At 64.0% G+C, this 20695-nt stretch carries 20 protein-coding genes; 12 read left to right on the forward strand and 8 right to left on the reverse strand.

Translation table 11 applies throughout. From position 1 onward, the window contains the following. Positions 1–4 precede the first annotated feature (4 nt). The 5 genes from sucD to G584_RS0102165 form a co-directional block, all read right to left on the reverse strand. The gene (gene sucD, locus G584_RS0102140) at positions 5–871 is read right to left on the reverse strand and encodes a succinate--CoA ligase subunit alpha (protein ID WP_028493128.1); all 867 of its coding nucleotides are present in this window, start codon (positions 869–871) and stop codon (positions 5–7) included. Then, positions 868–2004 carry an ADP-forming succinate--CoA ligase subunit beta gene (gene sucC, locus G584_RS0102145; protein WP_028493129.1) on the reverse strand — a complete coding sequence of 379 codons (1137 nt, stop codon included), beginning with the start codon at positions 2002–2004 and terminating at the stop codon, positions 868–870. The genes sucD and sucC overlap by 4 nt, the downstream gene beginning before the upstream one ends. A 62-nt stretch (positions 2005–2066) precedes the next feature. Beyond that, positions 2067–3080, reverse strand: coding sequence for a PIN/TRAM domain-containing protein (locus G584_RS0102150; protein ID WP_028493130.1), 1014 nt, complete (start codon positions 3078–3080; stop codon positions 2067–2069). After that, a complete protein-coding gene (gene radA / locus G584_RS0102155) occupies positions 3077–4354 on the reverse strand; it encodes a DNA repair protein RadA (protein ID WP_028493131.1) in 1278 nt (425 codons plus the stop codon). The genes G584_RS0102150 and radA overlap by 4 nt, the downstream gene beginning before the upstream one ends. Positions 4355–4433: 79 nt before the next feature. Continuing rightward, the gene (locus G584_RS0102165; protein WP_028493132.1) at positions 4434–6644 is read right to left on the reverse strand and encodes an ATP-dependent Clp protease ATP-binding subunit; all 2211 of its coding nucleotides are present in this window, start codon (positions 6642–6644) and stop codon (positions 4434–4436) included. A 176-nt stretch (positions 6645–6820) separates the two neighbouring features. Here G584_RS0102165 and G584_RS0102170 point away from each other — a divergent pair, with 176 nt between their 5' ends. From G584_RS0102170 to G584_RS0102205, 8 genes are all read left to right on the forward strand, one after another. Continuing rightward, positions 6821–8341, forward strand: a complete 1521-nt coding sequence (locus G584_RS0102170) for a glycine--tRNA ligase (protein WP_028493133.1) — start codon at positions 6821–6823, stop codon at positions 8339–8341. A gap of 67 nt (positions 8342–8408) precedes the next feature. Continuing rightward, positions 8409–9404 carry an aspartate-semialdehyde dehydrogenase gene (locus G584_RS0102175; RefSeq protein ID WP_028493134.1) on the forward strand — a complete coding sequence of 332 codons (996 nt, stop codon included), beginning with the start codon at positions 8409–8411 and terminating at the stop codon, positions 9402–9404. 74 nt (positions 9405–9478) lie between these two features. After that, a complete protein-coding gene (locus G584_RS0102180; RefSeq protein ID WP_038050646.1) occupies positions 9479–10501 on the forward strand; it encodes a LacI family DNA-binding transcriptional regulator in 1023 nt (340 codons plus the stop codon). Between the two features lie 44 nt (positions 10502–10545). Beyond that, entirely contained in the window at positions 10546–11808 is a 1263-nt protein-coding gene (locus tag G584_RS0102185) for an ABC transporter substrate-binding protein (RefSeq protein ID WP_028493136.1), read from the forward strand. 3 nt (positions 11809–11811) lie between these two features. Continuing rightward, positions 11812–12660: a carbohydrate ABC transporter permease gene (locus G584_RS0102190; protein ID WP_028493137.1), complete on the forward strand. Its 849-nt coding sequence runs from the start codon at positions 11812–11814 to the stop codon at positions 12658–12660. After that, the gene (locus G584_RS0102195; RefSeq protein WP_028493138.1) at positions 12657–13460 is read left to right on the forward strand and encodes a carbohydrate ABC transporter permease; all 804 of its coding nucleotides are present in this window, start codon (positions 12657–12659) and stop codon (positions 13458–13460) included. The genes G584_RS0102190 and G584_RS0102195 overlap by 4 nt, the downstream gene beginning before the upstream one ends. A gap of 10 nt (positions 13461–13470) precedes the next feature. Next, complete coding sequence (locus G584_RS0102200; protein ID WP_028493139.1) at positions 13471–14520, forward strand: ABC transporter ATP-binding protein; 1050 nt, start codon at positions 13471–13473, stop codon at positions 14518–14520. Next, the gene (locus tag G584_RS0102205) at positions 14510–15787 is read left to right on the forward strand and encodes an MGH1-like glycoside hydrolase domain-containing protein (protein WP_028493140.1); all 1278 of its coding nucleotides are present in this window, start codon (positions 14510–14512) and stop codon (positions 15785–15787) included. The genes G584_RS0102200 and G584_RS0102205 overlap by 11 nt, the downstream gene beginning before the upstream one ends. On the opposite strand, the gene G584_RS11865 is transcribed toward G584_RS0102205, so the two are convergent. Beyond that, positions 15757–16503 (reverse strand): TlyA family RNA methyltransferase, encoded by a 747-nt coding sequence (locus G584_RS11865; protein ID WP_051209136.1) that lies wholly within the window; start codon positions 16501–16503, stop codon positions 15757–15759. The genes G584_RS0102205 and G584_RS11865 overlap by 31 nt on opposite strands. A 20-nt stretch (positions 16504–16523) precedes the next feature. Here G584_RS11865 and G584_RS0102215 point away from each other — a divergent pair, with 20 nt between their 5' ends. Both G584_RS0102215 and G584_RS0102220 read left to right on the forward strand, forming a co-directional pair. Then, positions 16524–16829 carry a DUF3234 domain-containing protein gene (locus G584_RS0102215; protein WP_028493141.1) on the forward strand — a complete coding sequence of 102 codons (306 nt, stop codon included), beginning with the start codon at positions 16524–16526 and terminating at the stop codon, positions 16827–16829. Next, the gene (locus G584_RS0102220) at positions 16822–17250 is read left to right on the forward strand and encodes a hypothetical protein (protein WP_028493142.1); all 429 of its coding nucleotides are present in this window, start codon (positions 16822–16824) and stop codon (positions 17248–17250) included. The genes G584_RS0102215 and G584_RS0102220 overlap by 8 nt, the downstream gene beginning before the upstream one ends. Before the next feature lie 6 nt (positions 17251–17256). On the opposite strand, the gene G584_RS0102225 is transcribed toward G584_RS0102220, so the two are convergent. Together G584_RS0102225 and G584_RS0102230 are read right to left on the reverse strand one after the other, a co-directional pair. After that, positions 17257–18906, reverse strand: coding sequence for a glutamine--tRNA ligase/YqeY domain fusion protein (locus G584_RS0102225; RefSeq protein ID WP_028493143.1), 1650 nt, complete (start codon positions 18904–18906; stop codon positions 17257–17259). A gap of 61 nt (positions 18907–18967) precedes the next feature. After that, entirely contained in the window at positions 18968–19729 is a 762-nt protein-coding gene (locus tag G584_RS0102230) for an enoyl-CoA hydratase/isomerase family protein (RefSeq protein WP_028493144.1), read from the reverse strand. 91 nt (positions 19730–19820) lie between these two features. Here G584_RS0102230 and infC point away from each other — a divergent pair, with 91 nt between their 5' ends. Together infC and rpmI are read left to right on the forward strand one after the other, a co-directional pair. Then, the gene (gene infC / locus G584_RS0102235) at positions 19821–20339 is read left to right on the forward strand and encodes a translation initiation factor IF-3 (RefSeq protein WP_028493145.1); all 519 of its coding nucleotides are present in this window, start codon (positions 19821–19823) and stop codon (positions 20337–20339) included. A 148-nt stretch (positions 20340–20487) separates the two neighbouring features. Continuing rightward, a complete protein-coding gene (gene rpmI, locus G584_RS0102240; RefSeq protein WP_028493146.1) occupies positions 20488–20685 on the forward strand; it encodes a 50S ribosomal protein L35 in 198 nt (65 codons plus the stop codon). The last annotated feature ends 10 nt before the right edge of the window (positions 20686–20695 follow it).

Raw genomic sequence — 20695 nt, forward strand, 5'->3', positions numbered from 1 at the left:
GCTTTTAGCCCAAGGCCTTCTTCACCAGGTCCACGATTTCGTCGATGGTGTCGGCCACGGGGATACCTGCCTCGGCGAAGGCCTTCAGCTTGGACTCCGGGGTGCCCACGTTCCCCATGATGATGGCTCCGGCGTGGCCCATGCGCTTGCCCTTCGGGGCGCTACGGCCGCCGATGAAGCCCACCACGGGCTTTTTCATGTTCTCCTTGATCCAGGCTGCGGCCTCCTCCTCGTCGGATCCCCCGATCTCCCCGATGAGGACCACGGCCTCGGTCTCGGGGTCCTCGTTGAAGAGGGGGAGGAGGTCCTTAAAGGTGGTGCCGATCACCGGGTCGCCTCCAATCCCCACCGTGGTGGTGGTGCCCAGTCCCGCCTGGGAAAGGGCGGCGGCGGCCTCGTAGGTGAGGGTGCCGGAGCGGCTTATGAGCCCCACCTTCCCCCGCTTGAACACGTGGCCGGGCATGATGCCGATCTTGCTCTCCTCGGCGCTGATGATGCCCGGGCAGTTGCCTCCGATGAGGCGGCTTCCCAGGGCCTTGATCTCCTCCACCGCCTTCACCATGTCCAGGGTGGGGATGCCCTCGGTGATGAGGACGATGAGGGGGATGCCGGCGTGGGCCGCCTCGAGGGCCGCATCCGCTGCGGCAGGCGCCGGTACGAAGATGATGGAAGCGTCAATAGCATGGTGGGCCACGGCTTCCTTTACCGTGTCGTACACGGGAAGACCCAGGACCTCGCTACCCCCTTTGCCCGGGGTCACGCCGGCCACCACCTTGGTGCCGTATTCCAGCATCTGCCGGGTGTGGAACTGCCCTTCCCGACCGGTGATGCCCTGGACCAGGACGCGGGTTTCGCGGTTGATCAGGATCACGCCGCACCTCCCACCATGGCCACGATGGCCTTGGCCGCCTCGATGGACGTGGGGTACATGTAGATGGGCCTGCCCTCCAGGAGCCTTTTGGCCTCTTCCTCGGCGGTTCCCGCCACCCGCATGACCACGGGCTTGGTGAGGAGCCCCTCCTCCAGGGCTCGGATCACCCCCTTGGCCACCTCGTCCGCGCGGGTGATGCCGCCGAAGATGTTGATAAACACCCCCTTCACGTCGGGGTCCTTAAGGACCACCTTGAGGGCGTTATAGACCACCTCCGCCTTGGCCCCGCCCCCGATGTCCAGGAAGTTGGCGGGTCTGCCGCCCACCCGGTTCACCAGGTCCAGGGTGTACATGACCAGGCCGGCCCCGTTGCCGATGATGCCGATGTTCCCCTGAAGCTTCACGTAGGCGAAGCCGTAGTTGCTGGCCTCCACCTCTAGGGGATGCTCGGCCTCGATCTCCCTGAGCTCCATCAGCTCGGGGTGCCGGAAGAGGGCGTTATCGTCCAGGACGATCTTGGCGTCGGCGGCCACGATCTGGCCGTCGGTGGTGACCACCAGGGGGTTGATCTCGGCGATGGAGGCATCCACGCCCTCGTAGGCCTGGTAGAGGGCCACCAGCACCTGGGCCAGCTTGTTGAGGTTGCCCTCGAGGCCCGCTTTTTTTACCATCTCCCGGGCCTCAAAGGGACGAAAACCCTTGTGGGGGTCGATCCAGAACTTGTGGATAGCCTCCGGGCGCTCCGCCGCCACCTCCTCGATGTCCACCCCCCCTTCCTTGGAGAGCATGAGGACCACCCGCTTCCGGGCGCGGTCCAGGATGAGGCCGGCGTAGTACTCCTTGGCGATGTCCACCGCCTCGGCCACCAGGACCTTCTTCACCGTGAGGCCCTTGATGTTCATCCCCAGGATGGCCTGGGCCTTCTCGTAGGCTTCCTGGGGGGTGTCCGCCAGCTTCACGCCCCCGGCCTTGCCTCTCCCGCCCACGTGCACCTGGGCCTTGATCACCACCCGCTTGCCCAGCTCCTCCGCGATCCTCTTGGCCTCGTCGGGGGTGTAGGCCACCTTGCCGGGCGGCACCGGTACCCCATAACGGGCCAGGATCTCTTTGGCTTGATACTCGTGCAGGTTCAAGCTTTCCACCTCCTCGGCCGGACAAGGCCGTTAGGCATTATAAGGCTCTAGGCCTTCGGGCATTAGCTTTGCGCTTCGGCGGCAGGCTGGGCGAAAAAGAGGCGGCCCACCTGGGTCTGGATGGCTTGGGTGATGACCACCTCCACCTCCTGGCCCCGGTAGCGGATTCCCCCATCCACCACCACCATGGAGCCATCCTCCAGGTAGCCCACCCCCTGGTGGGGCTCCTTGCCTTCCTTGAGGATGAGAAGCTTCAGGGTGTCCCCCACCTTGAGTTGAGGCCGGAGGGCCTGGGCCAGGGCCTGGACGGAAAGGGCCTTTACCCCGTAGATCCTGGCCATCTGTAAAAGGGCCAGGTCGTTGCTGACCAGGGCGGCTCCTAGGTCCCGGGCCAGAAAGAGGAGCTTCTCGTCCACGCTCTCCCCCTTGGGGATGTCCTCCAGCACCTCGAGGCGGGCTACCTCCTTAAGCCTTTCCAGGGTTTCCAGCCCCCGCCTCCCCTTGGCCCGCTTCAGGGGATCGGGGCTATCGGCGAAGTGCTGGAGTTCTTTGAGCACGAAGTGGGGGACGAAAAGGGGGCCTTCCAGGAAGCCCGTAGCCGCCACCTCGGCCACGCGCCCGTCCACCAGGACGCTGGTGTCCAACACCTTGCCTCCAAGGGGACGGGGGGGTTTTTGGGGAAGGCGCAGGTAGTCCTTGTACCCCAGGGCCAGGTAGCTGAAGAGCCCCACCAGGAATAGGGCCAAAAGGAGGCTGTGGTAAGGGGAAAACCCCGGGATCTGGGAAAGGAGGCTGGTGAGGAGCACGGTAAAAAGAAGCCCCAGGGTGGCTCCCAGGGTCAGGGCCACCGGCACTTCCGGGGGAAGCTCCCTGAGGCGCCCGAGCCGTTTTTCCCAGAAGCCTTCCAGTCTGGGAGCCAGGAGAACCCCTGCCAGGAAGCCCGCCAGGGTCAGATAGAGGCGGTTGAGGGAAAGAAGGCCAGCCGAGTGGGGAAGAAGGCCCAGGCCCTCCAGGGCCGCCGCCAGCTGGTAGCCCAGGAAGGCGAAGATCAGATGGAGAAGGAGGCGAGGGCTCATCCCAGGTACTGCTCCACCGCTTTCCCCAAGGAGCGGGTGTTCCCCGGGTGCAGAAAGCGGGAAAACCCCGCCCGCTTCCCTTCCCTAAGCCGCCTTTCCAGTCCCACGACGCTTCTCACCTCACCCAGAAGCCCCACCTCCCCCACCGCCGCCAGGTCCGGGGGCAGGGCCTTGCCCACCACCGCAGAATACACCGCCAGCGCCACCGCCAGATCCAGGCCCGGGTCCTGCACCTTAAGCCCTCCTGCCAGGTTCACGTAGATGTCCAGGTTACCTAAGGGAAGGCCAAGCCGCCTTTCCAGGACCGCCAGGACCATGTCCACCCGCTTGGCGTCCAGGCCCTGGACCACCCGCCTGGGGGCGGGGAAGGGGGTTTTGGCGGCCAGGGCTTGGACCTCGAGGGCCAGGGCTCTTTCTCCCGCCAGGGCCAGGGCGATGGCGCTTCCCGGAACCCCGATGGGCCTTTCCAGGAGGAAGGCCTCCGAGGGATTTTCCACCTCCACCAGGCCCTCTTCCTCCATGCGGAAGACCCCGAGCTCCCCCACGGGGCCGAAGCGGTTTTTGGCGCTCCGCAAGACCCGGTAGACCCCGGCGCTTTCCAGGTAAAGGGTGGCGTCCACCGCATGCTCTATGCTCTTGGGCCCGGCCACCACCCCCTCCTTGGTCACGTGGCCCACCAAAAGGATGGTGATGCCCTCCTCTTTGGCCAGGCGCACGAAGGCATGGGTGGCCTCCCGCACCGCCACCAGGCTGCCCGGGCTTCCCACCGCCTCAATCGTCTGTATGGAATCCACAAAAAGCACCTCAGGAGGATCCCGCTCCAGGAGGGAAATGAGGGGTTCCAGGCGGGTTTCCTTTAGGAGAAGGAGGTCCTTTACCCCAAGCCTCCTCGCCCTTAGCTTGATCTGGGCCGGGGATTCCTCTCCGGCCAGGTAGTAGACCTTCCGGGTGAGGTGCTTGGCGAGCTCCAGAAGAAGGGTGCTCTTGCCCACCCCGGGTTCTCCCCCCAGGAGGACCACTTCTCCCGGCACGAACCCTCCGCCCAAGACCCGGTCCACCTCGGAAAGGCCCGAGGAGAAGCGCTTCTCCTCGAGCTCGTTCACCTGGGAAAGGGGAATCGGCGAGGGGGCTTCCAGGTGGGCTTGGCGGGATGGAGCACGGGGGGAGGGGGTTACCTCTTGGAAGCTCTCCCAGGAGCCGCAGGCCGGGCACCTCCCCAGGGGCTTAGGGGTGCGGTAACCGCATTCCACGCAGGTGTAGGAGGTCTTGGCCATGGGTTCAAGCCTCGAGGGACCCAAGAAAAAGCGGCCCCCTCAAGGGGAGGAGGCAGGGCCTTGGTATTCCTAAGGGCATCTAGACCAAAAGCTCCTCGCCCTCCACCTCGTGGAAGGCCAGGTGCCCATCCTCCACGTTCACGTAGAGGTGGCCGGTGGGCTTCTTCAGGAGGAGCAAGGAAAGGGGATCTTCTATGCGTTCCCGGATGACGCTCCGGACGGCCCTGGCGCTGCCTGTCTTGGGGGCCTGATCCACCACGAACCGGGCCACCTCGGGGGCGAAGCGCACGGTGATGTCCCGGGATTGCAGCTCCTTTTGGATGTCCTCCAGCATCATCCGGGCTACCTGCACCAGCTCCTCCTCGGTGAGGGGGCGGAAGCGAATCACCTCGTCCAGGCGGTCCAGGAACTCGGGGGTGAAGAGGGACTTGAGGGGGGTTTCCGTGTCCACCTCTTTGCTGGTGAAGCCGATGGCGGGGCCCACGTTGTAGCCGGTGTTGGAGGTCATGATGAGGATGACCCGGCGGAAGTCCACGGTGCGCCCCATACCGTCCGTGAGACGGCCCTCGTCCAGCACCTGCAGGAAGGTGTTGTACACATCGGGGTGGGCCTTCTCAATCTCATCCAGGAGCACCACGCTGAAGGGCTGGCGGCGCACCGCCTCCGTGAGCCGGCCCCCCTGCTCGTAGCCCACGTAGCCTGGGGGAGCCCCGATCAGCTTGGAGATGGAGTGGGGCTCCTGGAACTCGGACATGTCAAAGCGGATGAGAGCCCGCTCGGAGCCGAAGAGCACCTCGGCTAAAGCCTTGGCCAGCTGGGTCTTGCCCACCCCGCTTTGGCCCACGAAGAGGAAGCTCGCTGCCACCCGGGTCCGGCCTCCCAAACCCACCCGGGCCCGCCTTAGGGCGTTGGCCAGGGCCCGGATGGCCTCTTCCTGGCCCACCACCCGCTTTCTAAGCTCCTCCTCGAGGCGCATGAGCTTCTCGTCGTCCTTGTCGTCCACGTAGATCCCACCCCAGGAGTCCACCACCGCCTCGATGTCCTCCCGGGTTACCACGGGGGTCCCGTCCTCCTCCTCGGCCACGGGCAGGCCCAGGGAGGCGTTCAGGCGAACCCGGCTTGCCGCCTCGTCGATAAGGTCGATGGCCTTATCGGGGAAGTTGCGCCCCGGGAGGGAACGGATCCCGATCTTGACCGCAAGCTCCAGGATCTCGTCGGGGATGATGACCCCGTGGTGGGCCTCGTAGCGGGGTCGGAGGCCTTTTAGGATCTCCAGGGTTTCCTCTGGGGAGGGCTCCAGGACGATCACCGGCTGGAAGCGCCGCTCTAGGGCGGCATCCTTTTCGATGTAGCGGTGGTACTCCCCGGTGGTGGTGGCTCCGATCACCTGGATCTCCCCCCGAGCCAGGGCGGGCTTCAGGATGTTGGCGGCGTCCAGGGTACCCTCGGCCCCCCCGGCCCCGATTAGGGTGTGAAGCTCGTCGATGAAGGCGATGACCCTGGCATTTTTAAGCTCCTCAATGATCTGGCGGAGGCGCTCCTCGAACTCCCCCCGGTACTTGGTGCCGGCTACGATCCCCGCCAAATCCAGGGCCACCACCCGGGCACCCTTGAGGATGGGGGGCACCCGGCCTTCCACGATGGCCTGGGCCAGGCCTTCCACGATGGCGGTCTTGCCCACCCCGGGGTCCCCGATGAGGACGGGGTTGTTCTTGGTGCGCCGAGCCAGGATCTGGATTACCCGGTTGATCTCCTCCTGCCGGCCGATCACGGGATCCAGCTTGCCCTCCCGGGCTTCCTTGGTGAGGTCGCGCCCGTACTCATCCAGGAAGGGGGTGTTCACCGGCTTTTCCCGTTCCCGGCCTTCAGCCATGGAGAGGATGCGCCAGCGAATGGCGTCCACATCTTTGGCGAAGTGGGAGAGGATGCGATAGGCGATCCCGTCTCCCTCGCGGATGATCCCTAGGAGGATATGCTCGGTGCCGATCACAGAGGCCCCCATGTTGCGGGCCTCGGCGCTGGCCAGCTCCATGACCCGCCTGGCCCTGGGCGTAATGGCAGGGGGCTCTCCGGTGCGGCTACCTTCGCCGCGGCCCACCAACTCCTCCACCATGCGGCGCATGGCCTCGAGGCTTGCCCCATATTCTTGAAGGATGCGGGCCGCTGTACCCCCCTCGCGCATCAGGCCCAGGAGGAGGTGCTCTGGGCCGATCATGGAGTGGCCTAAGCGGCTCCCCTCCTCCCTTGCGTAGTGGAAAACCAGCCTGGCGCGATCGTCGTACCTGTTCATGCTCCCCTCTACCCACATTCTAGCCTAAAGGAGTCCGCACCGGGGGTTTGCGCCTGGGGTTACCTTGGCCCCAGGGGAGGTCCTTGTCGGGAACCTTGGCCTGGCGGGAGCAAAAGGGCCCAGCATCCGGTAAGATGCCCTTTAACCGGGGGCCAAGCCCCCTTTCGGGAGGGACGATGCCGGCGAGTAGCCTTGACGAACTGGTGGCGCTTTGCAAACGCAGGGGGTTTATCTTTCAGGGGTCCGAGATCTACGGGGGCCTCCAGGGGACCTACGACTACGGTCCTTTGGGGGTGGAGCTCAAGAACAACTTGAAGCAGGCCTGGTGGCGAAGGAACGTCTACGAGCGGGACGACATGGAGGGCCTGGATGCCAGCATCCTCACCCACCGCTTGGTCCTGCACTATTCCGGCCACGAGGCCACCTTCGCTGACCCCATGGTGGATAACCGCATCTCCAAGAAGCGCTACCGCCTGGACCATCTCCTTAAGGAGCAGCCGGAGGAGGTGCTCCGGAGGCTCTACCGGGCCATGGAGGTGGAGGAGGGTAACCTTCATGCCCTGGTCCAGGCCATGATGCAGGCCCCGGAAAGGGCTGGGGGGGCTATGACCGCAGCTGGGGTGCTGGATCCCGCCACCGCGGAGCCTGGGGACTGGACCCCACCCCGTTACTTCAACATGATGTTCAAGACCTACGTGGGCCCGGTGGAGGACGAAGCTTCCCTGGCCTACTTGCGTCCGGAGACCGCCCAGGGCATCTTCGTGAACTTCAAGAACGTCCTGGACAGCACGAGCCGGAAGCTTCCCTTCGGCATTGCCCAGATCGGCAAGGCTTTCCGCAACGAGATCACTCCCAGGAACTTCATCTTCCGGGTGCGGGAGTTCGAGCAGATGGAGATCGAGTACTTCGTCCGCCCGGGGGAGGACGAGTACTGGCACCGCTACTGGGTGGAGGAGAGGCTTCGGTGGTGGCAGGAGATGGGGCTAAGCCGGGATAACCTGGTGCCCTACGAGCAGCCCCCCGAGGAATTGGCCCACTACGCCAAGGCCACGGTGGACATCCTTTACCGCTTCCCCCATGGCCTCGAGGAGCTGGAGGGCATCGCCAACCGCACGGACTTTGACCTGGGGAGCCACACCAAGGACCAGGAAGAGCTTGGCATCACCGCCCGGGTGCTTAGAAACGAGCACTCCACCGCCCGCCTGGCTTACCGCGATCCCGATACCGGCAAGTGGTTTGTTCCCTACGTGATCGAGCCCTCGGCCGGGGTGGATCGGGGGGTCCTGGCCCTCTTGTCGGAGGCCTTCACCCGGGAGGAGCTTCCGAATGGGGAGGAGCGCATCGTCTTAAAGCTTAAGCCCCAGCTCGCCCCCATCAAGGTGGCGGTCATTCCCCTGGTCAAGAACCGCCCGGAGATCACCGAGTACGCCAAGCGCTTGAAGGCCAGGCTCCAGGCCCTGGGCTTGGGCCGGATCCTCTACGAGGACACCGGCAACATCGGCAAAGCCTACCGCCGCCACGACGAGGTGGGCACCCCCTTCGCCATCACCGTGGACTACGACACCATCGGGCAGAGCAAGGATGGGACCAGCCGGCTCAAGGACACGGTCACCGTGCGGGACCGGGACACCATGGAGCAGATCCGACTTCACGTGGACGAGCTGGAGGGGTTTTTGCGGGAGAAGCTCAGGTGGTAGTAGGTGAAGAAGGTCTGGGAGGCGAAAGCATGGTGGGCTTGTCGGTAACCAGGAAGGAGGGGAGAAGGTGAGGGTAGCCGTGGTAGGGGCCACGGGGGCCGTGGGACAGGAGATGGTGAAGGTCCTCGAGGCCCGGAACTTTCCCTTGAGTGAGCTTAGGCTGTACGCTTCCCCCCGCTCTGCGGGCAAGACCGTGGCTTTCCGGGGGGAGGCCATTCCGGTGGAGCCCCTTCCCGAGGGTCCTTTGCCCGTGGACCTGGTGCTGGCCAGCGCCGGGGGGTCCCTTTCCAAGGCCCTGGCCCCCGTTTGGGCCCAAGGGGGAGCCTTGGTGATCGACAACTCCAGCGCCTGGCGCTACGAGCCCCATGTGCCCCTGGTGGTGCCGGAGGTGAACCGGGAGAGGATCTTCCAGCACCAGGGCATCATTGCCAACCCCAACTGCACCACGGCCATCCTGGCCATGGCCCTTTGGCCCCTGCACCGGGCGTTTCGGGCGAAGCGGGTCATCGTGGCCACCTACCAGGCGGCCAGCGGGGCCGGGGCCAGGGGCATGGAGGAGCTTCTTAGGGAAACCCGCCGCCAGCTGCAGGGGGAAACGCCGGTGGCCGAGGTCTTCGCCCACCCCTTGCCCTTCAACGTCATTCCCCATATAGATACCTTCCAGGAAAACGGCTACACCCGCGAGGAGATGAAGGTGGTGTGGGAAACCCACAAGATTTTCGGGGATAGCTCCATCCGCATCAGCGCTACCGCGGTGCGGGTGCCTACCTTGAGGGCCCATGCCGAGGCGGTAAGCGTGGAGTTCGAAAGGCCCGTCTCCCCGGAGGCGGCCCGGGAGGTGCTGGCCCAGGCCCCAGGGGTGGAGGTGGTGGACGAGCCCCAGGCCAAGCGCTACCCCATGCCCCTCACGGCCAGCGGCAAGTGGAATGTGGAGGTGGGGAGGATCCGTCAGAGCTTGGCCTTTGACAACGGCCTGGACTTTTTCGTGGTGGGGGACCAGCTCTTAAAGGGAGCTGCCTTAAACGCTGTGCAGATCGCGGAGGAGTGGCTTAAAGGCGCTTAGCTTGTTCGTATCCTTCCCCGGGGTTGACAACCCCGGGGTTTGCCTTTACGATGATATCCAAATCGTTTTGGAGGATGCCGGTGCGCCTTAAGGATCTTGCCGCCCATCTTGGCCTTTCCGTGACCACAGTTTCCCGGGCCCTTGCAGGTTACAGCGACGTGGCTCCCGAGACCCGGAAGCGGGTTCTCGAAACGGCGGAGGCCCTAGGGTACCGCCCCCATCCCCTGGCCCGTCGCTTGCGCAAGGGCCGTACGGAGGCGGTGGGGATAGTGATTCCAGCTCCCAAGGGGCAGTTCGCTGATCCTTTTTTTCTGGAGCTCCTGACAGGGATTGGGGAAGCCCTCGGGGAAATAGGGTTAGACCTTCTGGTAACCGCTTGCCCCCCGGGTCCAGAGGAGCTGGACTGTTACCGGCACCTGGTGGAGGAACGACGGGTGGATGCTTTGGTGGTGGCCCGCACCCGGGTGCGGGATGAAAGGATCCTTTACCTTTTGGAGAAAGATTTTCCCTTTGTAGCCCACGGCAGGAGCCAGGGGGTGACGAAACCCTTTCCCTTTTTGGATATGGACGGTACCCTAGGATTCTACCGGGCCACGGTTCACCTCCTGGAGCTGGGCCACCGGCGAATTGCCTTTATCGGCGCTCCTCCCGAACTCAACTTCGCCCGGCACCGGCTTGAGGGTTACCTTTGGGCCATGCGGGAGGTGGGGCTAGAACCCCCAGAGGAGTACCTGCAGCAGGGGGATCTCACTGAGGAAGGGGGTCTGATGGCTGCTGAGGCCCTTTTAAGTCTCCCTGAGCCCCCCACTGCCATTTTGGCCGCCACCGACCGCATGGCCTGGGGAGTCCTGCATGCCCTCAAGAAGCGGGGTCTAAGGCCGGGTCAGCAGGTTTCCCTCATCGGCTACGATGACCTTCCCTTCAGCTCTTATACTGATCCGCCCCTTTCCACCCTGCGGCAACCCTTCAGGGAGGAAGGGCGCCGGTTGGTGGAGCTTCTCCTTGCCCGTCTCGAGGGAAGGCCGGTGGAGGAGCTCCGGGAGGTCTGGGTTCCGGAGTTGGTCCTGAGGGGCACGGATGGTCCGGCCCCTGTGTGACCCCTGAGCCGGGCGGGGAAAGGCCTGGCGAGAGGAGGTTTGGAATGCGCTGGCTGGTTTTGGGGTTGGTTCTGGCGGGGTTGGCCTGGGGCCAGGGAGGCGTGGTCTTCCTCTCCACCCAGCTTAGACCCCTGGAGGAGGCCCAGAAGATGCGCCAGGTGATCCTTAAGGACTTCCCGGGTCGGGTGGAGTTTATCCCGGAGGACACGGGTCCCTTCACCGACCGGGTTCTAGCTGAGGTCAGGGCAGGCCGGATTAGTGTGAGCCTTTTGGGTGGACTGCACGGGGATTTCCCCCCCTTCCTAGCTGCAGGAGCCTTGGATCCCTTGGACGATTTCTTGCCTCGCTTGGCTGATCGCCGCTTTCCCCAAAGCTTCCTGGGCTTGGCTAAGCTGGGCACTGGGAATACCTATTACGTCCCTTGGATGCAGGCCACTTACATCATGGTAGCTCACCGGGAGGCCCTCCGGTACTTGCCCCCCAGAGCGGACCTGAACGCCCTTACCTACTCCCAGCTTAAGGAATGGGCAGCCAATATGCAGCAGGCTACGGGAAGGAGGCTTTTGGGCTTTCCGGCGGGCCCCAGGGGATTGATTCACCGCTTCTTCCAGGGATACCTCTACCCCTCCTACACGGCGAGCGCGGTGGTGAGGTACCGGAGTCAGGAGGCAGAGGCGATGTGGCGGGAGTTCCGGGAGCTCTGGCGCTACGTTAATCCCCAGTCCACCACCTATGACTTTATGCAGGAGCCTCTTTTGGCCGGGGAGGTTCTGGTGGCCTGGGATCACACCGCCAGGCTTCTGGATGCGTTAAGGCAACGTCCCCAGGACTTCGTGGCCTTCCCTGCCCCCATCGGCCCCAGGGGAAGGGGCTTCATGCCGGTCCTGGCAGGGCTGGCGGTGCCCAAAGGAGCCCCTAACCGGGCGGGTGCTTTGGAGCTCATTGAGTACCTGACCCGGCCTTCGGTGCAGTTGACTACCCTCCGGGAAGTGGGTTTCTTCCCCGTGGTGGACGTGCGCCTACCCCCGGACCTTCCCCAGGGCATCCGTATGGCTGCGGAGGCCATTGCCCGCCAGGCGGGTGGAAGCGCTGCCTTGCCAAGTCTCCTTCCCGTGGGTCTAGGGGCCAAGGGCGGGGAGTTCAATAAGGTTTACGTGGACACCTTTGCCCGCATCGTTCTTAGAGGCGAGGACATCCGCCGGGTTCTGGATCAGGAAGCGGCTAACTTGCGGCGGATCATGCAGGAGACCGGGGCTCCCTGCTGGGCTCCCGATCCCCCGAGCCGAGGGGCTTGCCCGGTGGAGTAGGCCATGCGGCGGGAGGCCCTCACCCCTTACCTCTTGGTTCTTCCTGCTACCCTCTTCCTGCTTTTCCTGTTCCTGGCCCCCCTGGTGGAGGTGGTTCTCCTCTCCTTGCGGGAGGGAGAGGGGTGGGGCCTCCAAGCCTATCAACGGATGGGCAGGGACCTGTACTTTAAAGATGCTCTGAGGAATACCCTTCTCCTCACCGCAATCGTCGTTCCCCTCCAGGTGGCTTTGGCCCTGGTTATGGCCCTCCTGGTGCAGGGGCTTAAACGGGGACGGGACCTCTTCCTCTACTTCTGGACCCTTCCTTTGGGCATTTCCGACCTGGCGGCGGGAATTGTGTGGCTGGCGATTTTCACCGAGAGGGGTTACCTGAACACCTTCCTCCAGGCCTTTGGGCTTCTGGAGATGCCCAGACTATGGCTTAGCTACGAGACCCCTCTTTTTCTCTTTCTGGCGGTGGTGGTAGCCGAGTTGTGGCGGGCCACGGCCCTGGTCTTCGTGATCCTGGTCGCAGGGGTGCAACTTATACCCAAGGAGTACGGGGAAGCGGCGGAGGTCTTCGGCGCCACACCCTGGCGACGCTTCTTGCGGGTTACCCTGCCTCTTCTCAAACCCAGCCTCCAGGCTGCCCTTATCCTCAGGACCATCTTGGCCTTTGAAGTCTTTGCCGTGGTCCTGGCGTTGGGTGGGCGGAATCTTCCGGTGCTGGCGGGAGAGGCCTACTACTGGTACACCGCTTACCAGAACCCTCAGGTGGCGGCGGCTTACGCGGTTCTTATTCTCCTCATCTCTGTTCTGGCGACTTTGGCCTATCTGCGCCTTCTCCGGGTGCGGCCGGAGGTGGGAGCATGAGGCGGGTGGCCCTGGTTTACTACAGCTTGGCCCTCCTTCTGGTTCTTTGGGTGGCGTTCCCTATCTACCTCCTGGCCTCCCTGGCCCTATCCGAGCGCCAGGCGGTTTTCGCCTACCCCAAACCCCTTTACCCCTCCCCCCTTTCCCTGGAGGTCCTAAGGGCTTTCCTGGAGGTGCCTGGGGTGGGGAAGGCCCTGGGCAACAGCTTGCTGGTGGCGGCCCTCACCATGCTGTTCTCCCTCCTTTTGGGAGCCCCTGCGGGCTACGCTTTGGCCCGCTACCGTTTTCGGGGGGCTGATCTCTTCCGGATCCTGGTGCTCATGACCCGGGCCTTTCCCTTGGCCATCCTGGCCATTCCCCTGGCGGTGCGCTTCATCCGCTTGGGCCTTTACGACACCCCTTTGGGGGTGGCCTTGGTGCACACCGCCTTGGCCCTGCCCTTTGCGGTCCTGGTCACCTATAGCCTCTTCGTTTCCGTTCCCAGGGAGCTGGAGGAGGCTGCCTGGACCCTGGGTTGCACCAAGGTGCAGGCCTTTTTCAAGGTGGTTCTCCCCCTTGCCCTCCCCGGGCTTGCGGCCACGGGGATCTTCGCCTTCATCATCTCCTGGAACGAGGTTTTCGCTGCCACCCTACTTACGCTGAGGGAGAGGACTTTGACCGCCTTACTGCTGACCTTGCTTCACGATTCCCCTTTACCCTTCCGCTTTGCTGGGGGGTTTATCCTGGTGGTTCCGGCCCTGCTCTTCATCTTTGCCATGAGACGCTATCTGTTTGCCCTGTTTGGCATCGCTAGCCGTTAGGAGGTAGGGAGTGGCTCGAGTCCTGGTGGAAGGAGTGGAAAAAAGCTTCGGGCGCACCCGGGTGCTGAAGGGGGTGGACCTCGAGGTCCAAGACCGGGAGTTCCTGGTGCTCCTGGGGCCCTCTGGTTGCGGCAAGACCACCCTCCTGCGCATCGTGGCCGGGTTGGAGTGGCCGGATAGGGGCCGGGTTTTCCTGGGGGAAAGGGAGGTGACCCACCTCCCCCCGAGGGCCCGGGGTCTGGCCATGGTCTTCCAAAACTATGCGGTCTTCCCCCATCTCACAGTTTTTGAAAACATCGCCTTTGGCCTTAGGATGCGCCGCCTGCCGGAAAGGGTGGTACGGGAGAAGGTGGGGTGGGCGGCGGAGCTTCTGCGCATCGGTGAGCTTCTTTCCCGGTACCCGGCCCAGCTTTCCGGAGGCCAGAGGCAACGGGTGGCGGTGGCCAGGGCTTTGGCGGTGGAGCCTGAGGTGCTTCTGATGGACGAGCCCCTTTCCAACTTGGATGCCCTTTTGCGGTTGGAGCTCAGGGCTGAGCTCAAGCGCCTTTTAAAGGAGGCGGGAATCACCACCCTCTACGTGACCCATGACCAGGTGGAGGCCATGGGCATGGCGGACCGCATCGCGGTGATGCGGGAAGGGGAGATCGTCCAGTGCGACCTCCCCCTCGAGGTGTACCGGAACCCTCGGGATACCTTTGTGGGGGGCTTTCTGGGAAATCCTCCTATGAACTTCCTGCGCCTGGGGCCAGGGGCTGCTTCTACCCTTCTGGGGAGGTCCTTTTCCTGTGAGGTCCTGGTAGGGGTGAGGCCTGAGGACCTGGAGGTGTATGGGGCGGAGGTGCCGGGGGCTTTTCCCGGGCGGGTACTGGTGGTGGAACCCCTGGGTCCCCACCAGTTGGTTACCCTGGAGGCCTTTGGCCAAGCCCTGAAGGCCACGGTGCCTTCTTCCCTTCCCCTGAGGCCAGGCGAGGAGGTGTGGCTTAAGGCTTCCCCCGAAGGGGTGCGCCTCTTTGATCCCCAGACGGGCCGGGCCTGGTCGGAGGTGGAGCGTGCCCCTTGACCGGGTTAAGGAGGCCGAGGGCATATTACGGGCCAACGACCGGGGCGGGTACACGGTGCCCGCCCAGGGTCTCTATCCTTTCCAGTGGCTCTGGGATAGTGGCTTTGTGGCTCTGGGCTGGGCGGTTCTGGACGGGGATCGGGCCTTTGCTGAGCTGGAAACCCTATTCCTGGGACAGTGGGAAAACGGGTTCCTCCCCCACATCGTCTTCCACCGGGAGGACGCTGGCTACTTTCCAGGGCCTGAGATTTGGGGAAGCGGGCGGAAGCCCCAGACCTCAGGTATCACCCAGCCTCCTTTTCTAGCTCCGGTGCTCCTTCACCTGGCTCGCAAGTTTGGAGAGAAGGGTAAGGCCCAGGCCCGGAAACTTTACCCCCGGCTTCTGGCCCTCCACCGCTTTCTTCACCTTTATCGGGATCCTGAGGGCACGGGCCTGGTGGCGGTTCTTCACCCTTGGGAAACAGGGATGGACAATAGCCCCGCTTGGGACCTGCCCCTGAAGAGGGTCCCCCGCTACCCCGTCCCCCCTGAGGCCCGGCGGGACACAAAGCACGTGCCCCCAGAGGAGCGCCCCCGGCTGGAGGATTACGAACGTTACCTTTACCTGGTTTCCCTCTTTCGGAGCCTAAACTACGACCCAGCCTCTTGCTACCGCGAAAGCCCTTTTCGGGTGGTGGATGTAGGGTTCAACGCCCTCTTGTTGTTTGCCGACGAGGCTCTGGTGGAGCTGGCCGGGCTTTTGGGGGAGGATCCCTCGGAGCCTCGAGGCTGGTGGCAGAGGGGTCTTTCGGCCTTGGAGGCCCTTTGGGATGAGGAGGCCGGGCTTTACCGTTCCTTGGATCTTTTCTCCGGCAAGAGGATTCCCCGGGCCACCTCGGCGGGTTTTCTCCCCCTTTTGCTTCCTTTGCCCCGTTCCCGAGCGGAGCGTCTCCTCACTACCTTCCGGTCCTGGGCAGGGGAAGCCAGGTACCTTTTCCCCAGCGTCCTTCCCTCAGCCTTGTACTTTGAGGCCAGGCGCTACTGGCGGGGCCCGGTCTGGGCTCCGGTCAACTGGCTTTTGGCTTGGGGGCTGGTTCGCCAGGGTTTCCACGAGGAGGCGGCCCGTCTAAAGAAGGACCTTCTGGCCTTGGTGGAGGGATCGGGTTTCCGCGAGTACTACCACCCCTTCACGGGGGAGGGCTTGGGGGGGCGGGGGTTTTCCTGGACGGCAGCCCTTTACTTGGCCTGGGTCCAGGGTCAGGATTCGCTTCCCGTGGGGTCAGGGTAAGGGAACTCCTGAGGTTTGCGCAACCTAAGCCAGAACTCCCGGTTTCCCTCCTTCCCTGGCAAGGGGCTTTCCCTTTCCCCCAGCACCTGAAAGCCCAGCTCCCGGGCCTTCTCCCGCACCCGGGCCAGGGCCTTTTGCCGCATGGCCTCGTCCCGCACCACCCCCTTGTGCGCTCCCGGGCCCAGTTCGAACTGGGGCTTCACCAGGATGAGGGCCTCGCCTCCCGGCTTAAGGAGCTCCTTTACCTTGGGCAGAAGCAGGGTGGAGGAGATGAAGGAAACGTCCATCACCACCAGGTCCACGGTCTCGGGAAGAAGGAGGCTCCTGGCGTCCTGCTCCTCGAAGCTCACCACCCGGGAATCCTCCCTTAGGCGGGGGTGGAGCTGATTCCTGCCCACGTCCACCGCGTAGACCCGCTTGATACCCCTTTCCAGGAGCACCTGGGTGAACCCGCCGGTGCTGGCCCCGATGTCCGCGGCCACCTTGTCCTTCACCTCTATGGAGAAGGCCTCGAGGGCACCCAGGAGCTTGTAGGCTCCCCGGCTCACGTACCGTTCCGGGGAGAGGACCTCCACCTGGGCTCCTTCCGGCACCCTGTGGGCGGGCTTGGTCACCACCTGCCCGGCCACCTTGACCTGGCCGGATTGGATAAGCCTTTGGGCCTTCTCCCGGCTTTCCGCCAGGCCCCTTTCCACCAGGTAGCGATCCAGCCTCACGAGGGGTATTATGCCGGGGGATGGACCTCTCGGGGCCCTGGTACATCCTGGAGGGAGAGCCTGGGGAACACCTGGTTTTGGAGGTCTTGGGGCAAAGGCTTTCCGGTATCTGGACCTCCGAGGCCTTGGCCCAGGGCTTCCTGGCCCGTCATGCTGAGCTCGGGATGCGGGTAAGCGCCCTAGAGACCCGGGCCTTGAAGGAGGCCTTCCTCAGGGCCCTGAGGATGCTCAAGGTGGATGGGGTCCTGGTGGATTACGAACCTGGGGCCCACCGGGCTCGCATGGCCCGGGTGGAGGTGCTTTTGGAGGAGGTTCGGCATGCGTAGGTGGATTGCAGCGTTTTTGGTGGTTTTGGCCTTGGGTTTGGCCCAGCGCGGTGAGGTGAACCTGGGGAGTCCCTTTGGAGTGCAGGGGGGTTTGCGCTTTCCCCTGGTACCTTCCCTGGTGGATGGGCGGGTGTATGGAGGCGTGGGCCTCGAGGCTATGGGAGGTGGGGTGGACCTGCTTCTGAAGCTTCCCCTCACCGATCTCTACCTGGGCCTTGGGGGGTTTTATGGCACGGGGCCCGCCCTTACCCTGCCCCAGGATGCCCGGGGCCATGGGGGCCTACGGGCGGTCTTGGGCACCTGGCTCAACCTGCCCCTGCCTCTTCTCGGGGTGTACGTGGAGGTGCACCCCACCCTCTACCTCGCTCCGAGCACGGGCTTCGGCGTGGGAGGGGCGGTGGGGGTTAGCGTGGGGCTTTAGTCCCCTCTACTGAGGCCGGTAGCCCTCCTTGAGGGGCACGATACGGTTCATCACCAGCCGCCCTGGGCGGGAGTCTACCGGGTCCTGCCAGAAGTAACCCAGCCTCTCCAGCTGGTAGCGGGTCTCCGGTGGATCCTGGGCCACGCTGGGTTCGATGAAGCCCTGCTTGACCTCGAGGGCTTTTGGGTTCAGGTTCTTCAGGAAATCCCCACCCTCCTCGGGGTCCTCGGTTAGGAATAGCCTGTTGTAAAGCCTGAACTCCACGGGCAGGGCGTGCCGGGCGGAAACCCAGTGGATGACCCCTTGGGGCTTGATGCCATCCTCAGGGTTGGCCCCCAGGGTGCCGGGAACGATGCGGGCCTTCAGAAGCTTCACCTCCCCGTTTTCCTCCACCACGTCTTCCAGCTCCATCACGTAGGCGTGCCGCAGGCGTACCCTTTGCCCCGGGGCGAAGCGCTTCCAGCCCTTGGGGGGATTGAGGCTGAAATCGGACCGCTCTATGTAAATCTCCTGGGAGAAGGGTAGGGGTCTCTTCCCCTCCTTGCCGATGTCCCTGGGCCAGTAGGGGGCTTCGAGCCACTCCTCCCCCTGGTAGTTGGTGAGGACCACCTTTAGGGGTTCCAAAACCCCTAAGACCCTGGGGGCGATGGGATTCAGATCGTCCCGCACCACCTCCTCGAAGAGCTCGATCTCGATGCGGGCCTCGTTTCGGGAGATGCCGGTGCGCCGCACAAACTCCCTTATAGCCTCCGGGCGCACCCCCCGCCGCCTTAGGGCCCTTAGGGTGGGAAGCCTAGGGTCGTCCCAGCCCGTGACGAAGCCCCCCTCCACCAGCTTGATGAGCTTCCGCTTGGAGAGCACCGTGTGGGTGAGGTCCAGCCGGGCGAACTCGTACTGGTAGGGCCTAGGGGAAAGGGGAAGGCCGCACTTCCCCTTCAGGTTCTCGATCACCCAGTCGTAGATGGCTCGGTTGTTCTCGAACTCCAGGGTGCAAAGGGAGTGGCTGACGCCTTCGATGAGGTCCTCGAGGGGGTGGGCGTAGTCGTAAAGGGGATAGATAACCCAGCGGTTTCCCGCGTGGTAGTGAGGGGCGTGCACGATACGGTAAAGCACGGGGTCCCGGAGCTTGAAGTTGGGATGGGCAGGGTCGATCTTGGCCCTTAGGACCCGGCTTCCCGTGGGGAACTCCCCCCGGCGCATCCTTTCAAAGAGTTCCAGGTTTTCCTCCACGCTCCGGTTCCGGTAGGGGCTTGGCTTTCCCTGGGCCCTGAGCTCGCTCATCTCCTCTTCCGAGAGGTCGTCCACGTAGGCCTTGCCCTCCCGGATGAGCTCGAGGGCGCACTGGTACATGGTTTCAAAGTAGTCGGAGGCGTAGAGGACCCTATCGGGGGTGAAGCCCAGCCAGCGCACGTCCTCCTCTATGGCCCGGGCGTACTCCTCCTTTTCCGTTTCTGGATTGGTATCGTCGTAGCGCAGGTTGCACTCGCCTCCATAGTCCAGGGCCAGGCCGAAGTTCAGCACGATGCTTCGGGCATGGCCAATGTGCAAATAGCCGTTGGGTTCCGGAGGGAAGCGGGTGAGGAGCTTCGGGTACCTTCCTTCCCGCAGGTCCTTCTCCACGATCTCGGTGATGAAGCAAGGGGGAACGAGGCCCATAAGGGGAGTATAGCCCTTGCCAGCTGCTCAGAACCTTCCTAAGGCCCCAAGGCTATGCTTTTCAAAACCTAGGCGGCCGTTTCTCGAAGAAGGCCCGGATGCCCTCCTTTAGGTCCCCGGTTTCCCGGACCCAGGCGTTGGCCAAGGCCGCCAGGCGGAAGCCGTCCTCGAGGCCCATCCCCGGCAAGGCCAGGAGAAGCTCCTTGGTGAGGCGCAAGGAGGTGGGGGCGTTCTTGGCCAACTCCTCCGCAAGAGCCAGGGCTTCCTCCAGGGCTTTACCGGGCCTGGCGATGCGGTTGGCCAGGCCCAACGCCTTGGCCTCCTCCGCCCCCACCAGGCGGCCCGTGAGGAGGAGGTCCTTGGCCACCTTTTCTCCCACGGCCCGCACCAGGATCACGGAAACCAAAGCGGCCACAAAGCCGATCTTCACCTCGGTGTAGCCCAGCTTGGCCTCCTGGTCCATGACCAAAAGGTCGCAGGCGGTGGCCAAACCTGCCCCGCCCGCCACTGCCGGCCCGTTCACCGCGGCCACCGTGGGTTTGGGGAAGGTGTAGAGGCGGTGGAAGAGGCGCATGAGGGAAAGGGAATGGCGGTAGTTCTCCTCGGCTCCGAGCTCCGTCACCTTCTCCAAAAAGGCCAGGTCGGCTCCGGCACTGAAGGCGCTTCCCCTGCCCGAAAGGACCAGGACCCGGGCCTCGGGGTCCTTCTCCGCCTCCTCGAGGGCCTGCAAAAGCCCCTCCACCATCTCGGGGGAAAGGGGGTTTCTCCGCTCTGGGTCGTTGAGGAAAACCCGATAGATCCGACCTCTCTCCACCTGGACCATGCCCCCATTGTAGGCGCTGGGGTTTTCTTGCTACACTCCCCTTAGCCCGCAAGCCATGCAGGGAGAGCCCGCGGGCGAGGAGGTGGTGTAGATAAAGGAGTACCTGGTTAACGAGCGCATCCGCGTGCGGCAGGTTCGGGTGATTGGACCGGACGGTCAACAACTGGGCATCATGGACACCCGGGAAGCCTTGCGCCTGGCGGAGGAGCAGGACCTGGACCTGGTGCTGGTGGGTCCCACCGCCGATCCTCCCGTGGCCCGCATCATGGACTACTCCAAGTGGCGTTATGAGCAGCAGGTGGCGGAGAAGGAGGCCCGCAAAAAGGCCAAGCGCACCGAGGTGAAGTCCATCAAGTTCCGGGTCAAGATCGACGACCACGACTATCAGACCAAGCTGAACCATATCAAGCGCTTCCTGGCCGAAGGCCACAAGGTCAAGGTCACCATCATGTTCCGGGGACGGGAGATGTCCCATCCTGAGCTGGGGGAGAAGCTTCTTGAGCGGGTGGCCGAGGACCTGAAGGGCCTGGCCGTGGTGGAGATGAAGCCCGAGCTGCTGGGCCGGGATATGAACATGCTTCTGGCGCCAGCCAAGGTGTCGGCCCCCTAAGGGGTAAGATGGCGCAAGCCTAGGTCAGCCCCATGGGGGCTAAATGGCGTAAGCCTAGACCTTTTCGCCCCCCTTTGGTATAGTGTGAGGGCTTTGGGGAGCCCGCAAGACCCCGGTTGGGGCGCTTCCCAGGGCTTGGAGGAAGGGTATGCCGAAGATGAAGACCCACAAGGGCGCCAAGAAGCGGGTAAAGGTGACCGCTTCGGGCAAGGTGATGGCCATGAAGACGGGAAAGCGGCACCTCAACTGGCACAAGTCCGGGAAGACCATCCGTCAGAAGGGGCGGAAGTTCGCCCTGGCCCAGGCGGAGGCGGAGCGTGTAAAGCTCCTCCTGCCCTACGAGTGAGGAGGTAGGG

It is taken from the genome of Thermus antranikianii DSM 12462 (assembly GCF_000423905.1).
GTDB lineage: Bacteria > Deinococcota > Deinococci > Deinococcales > Thermaceae > Thermus > Thermus antranikianii.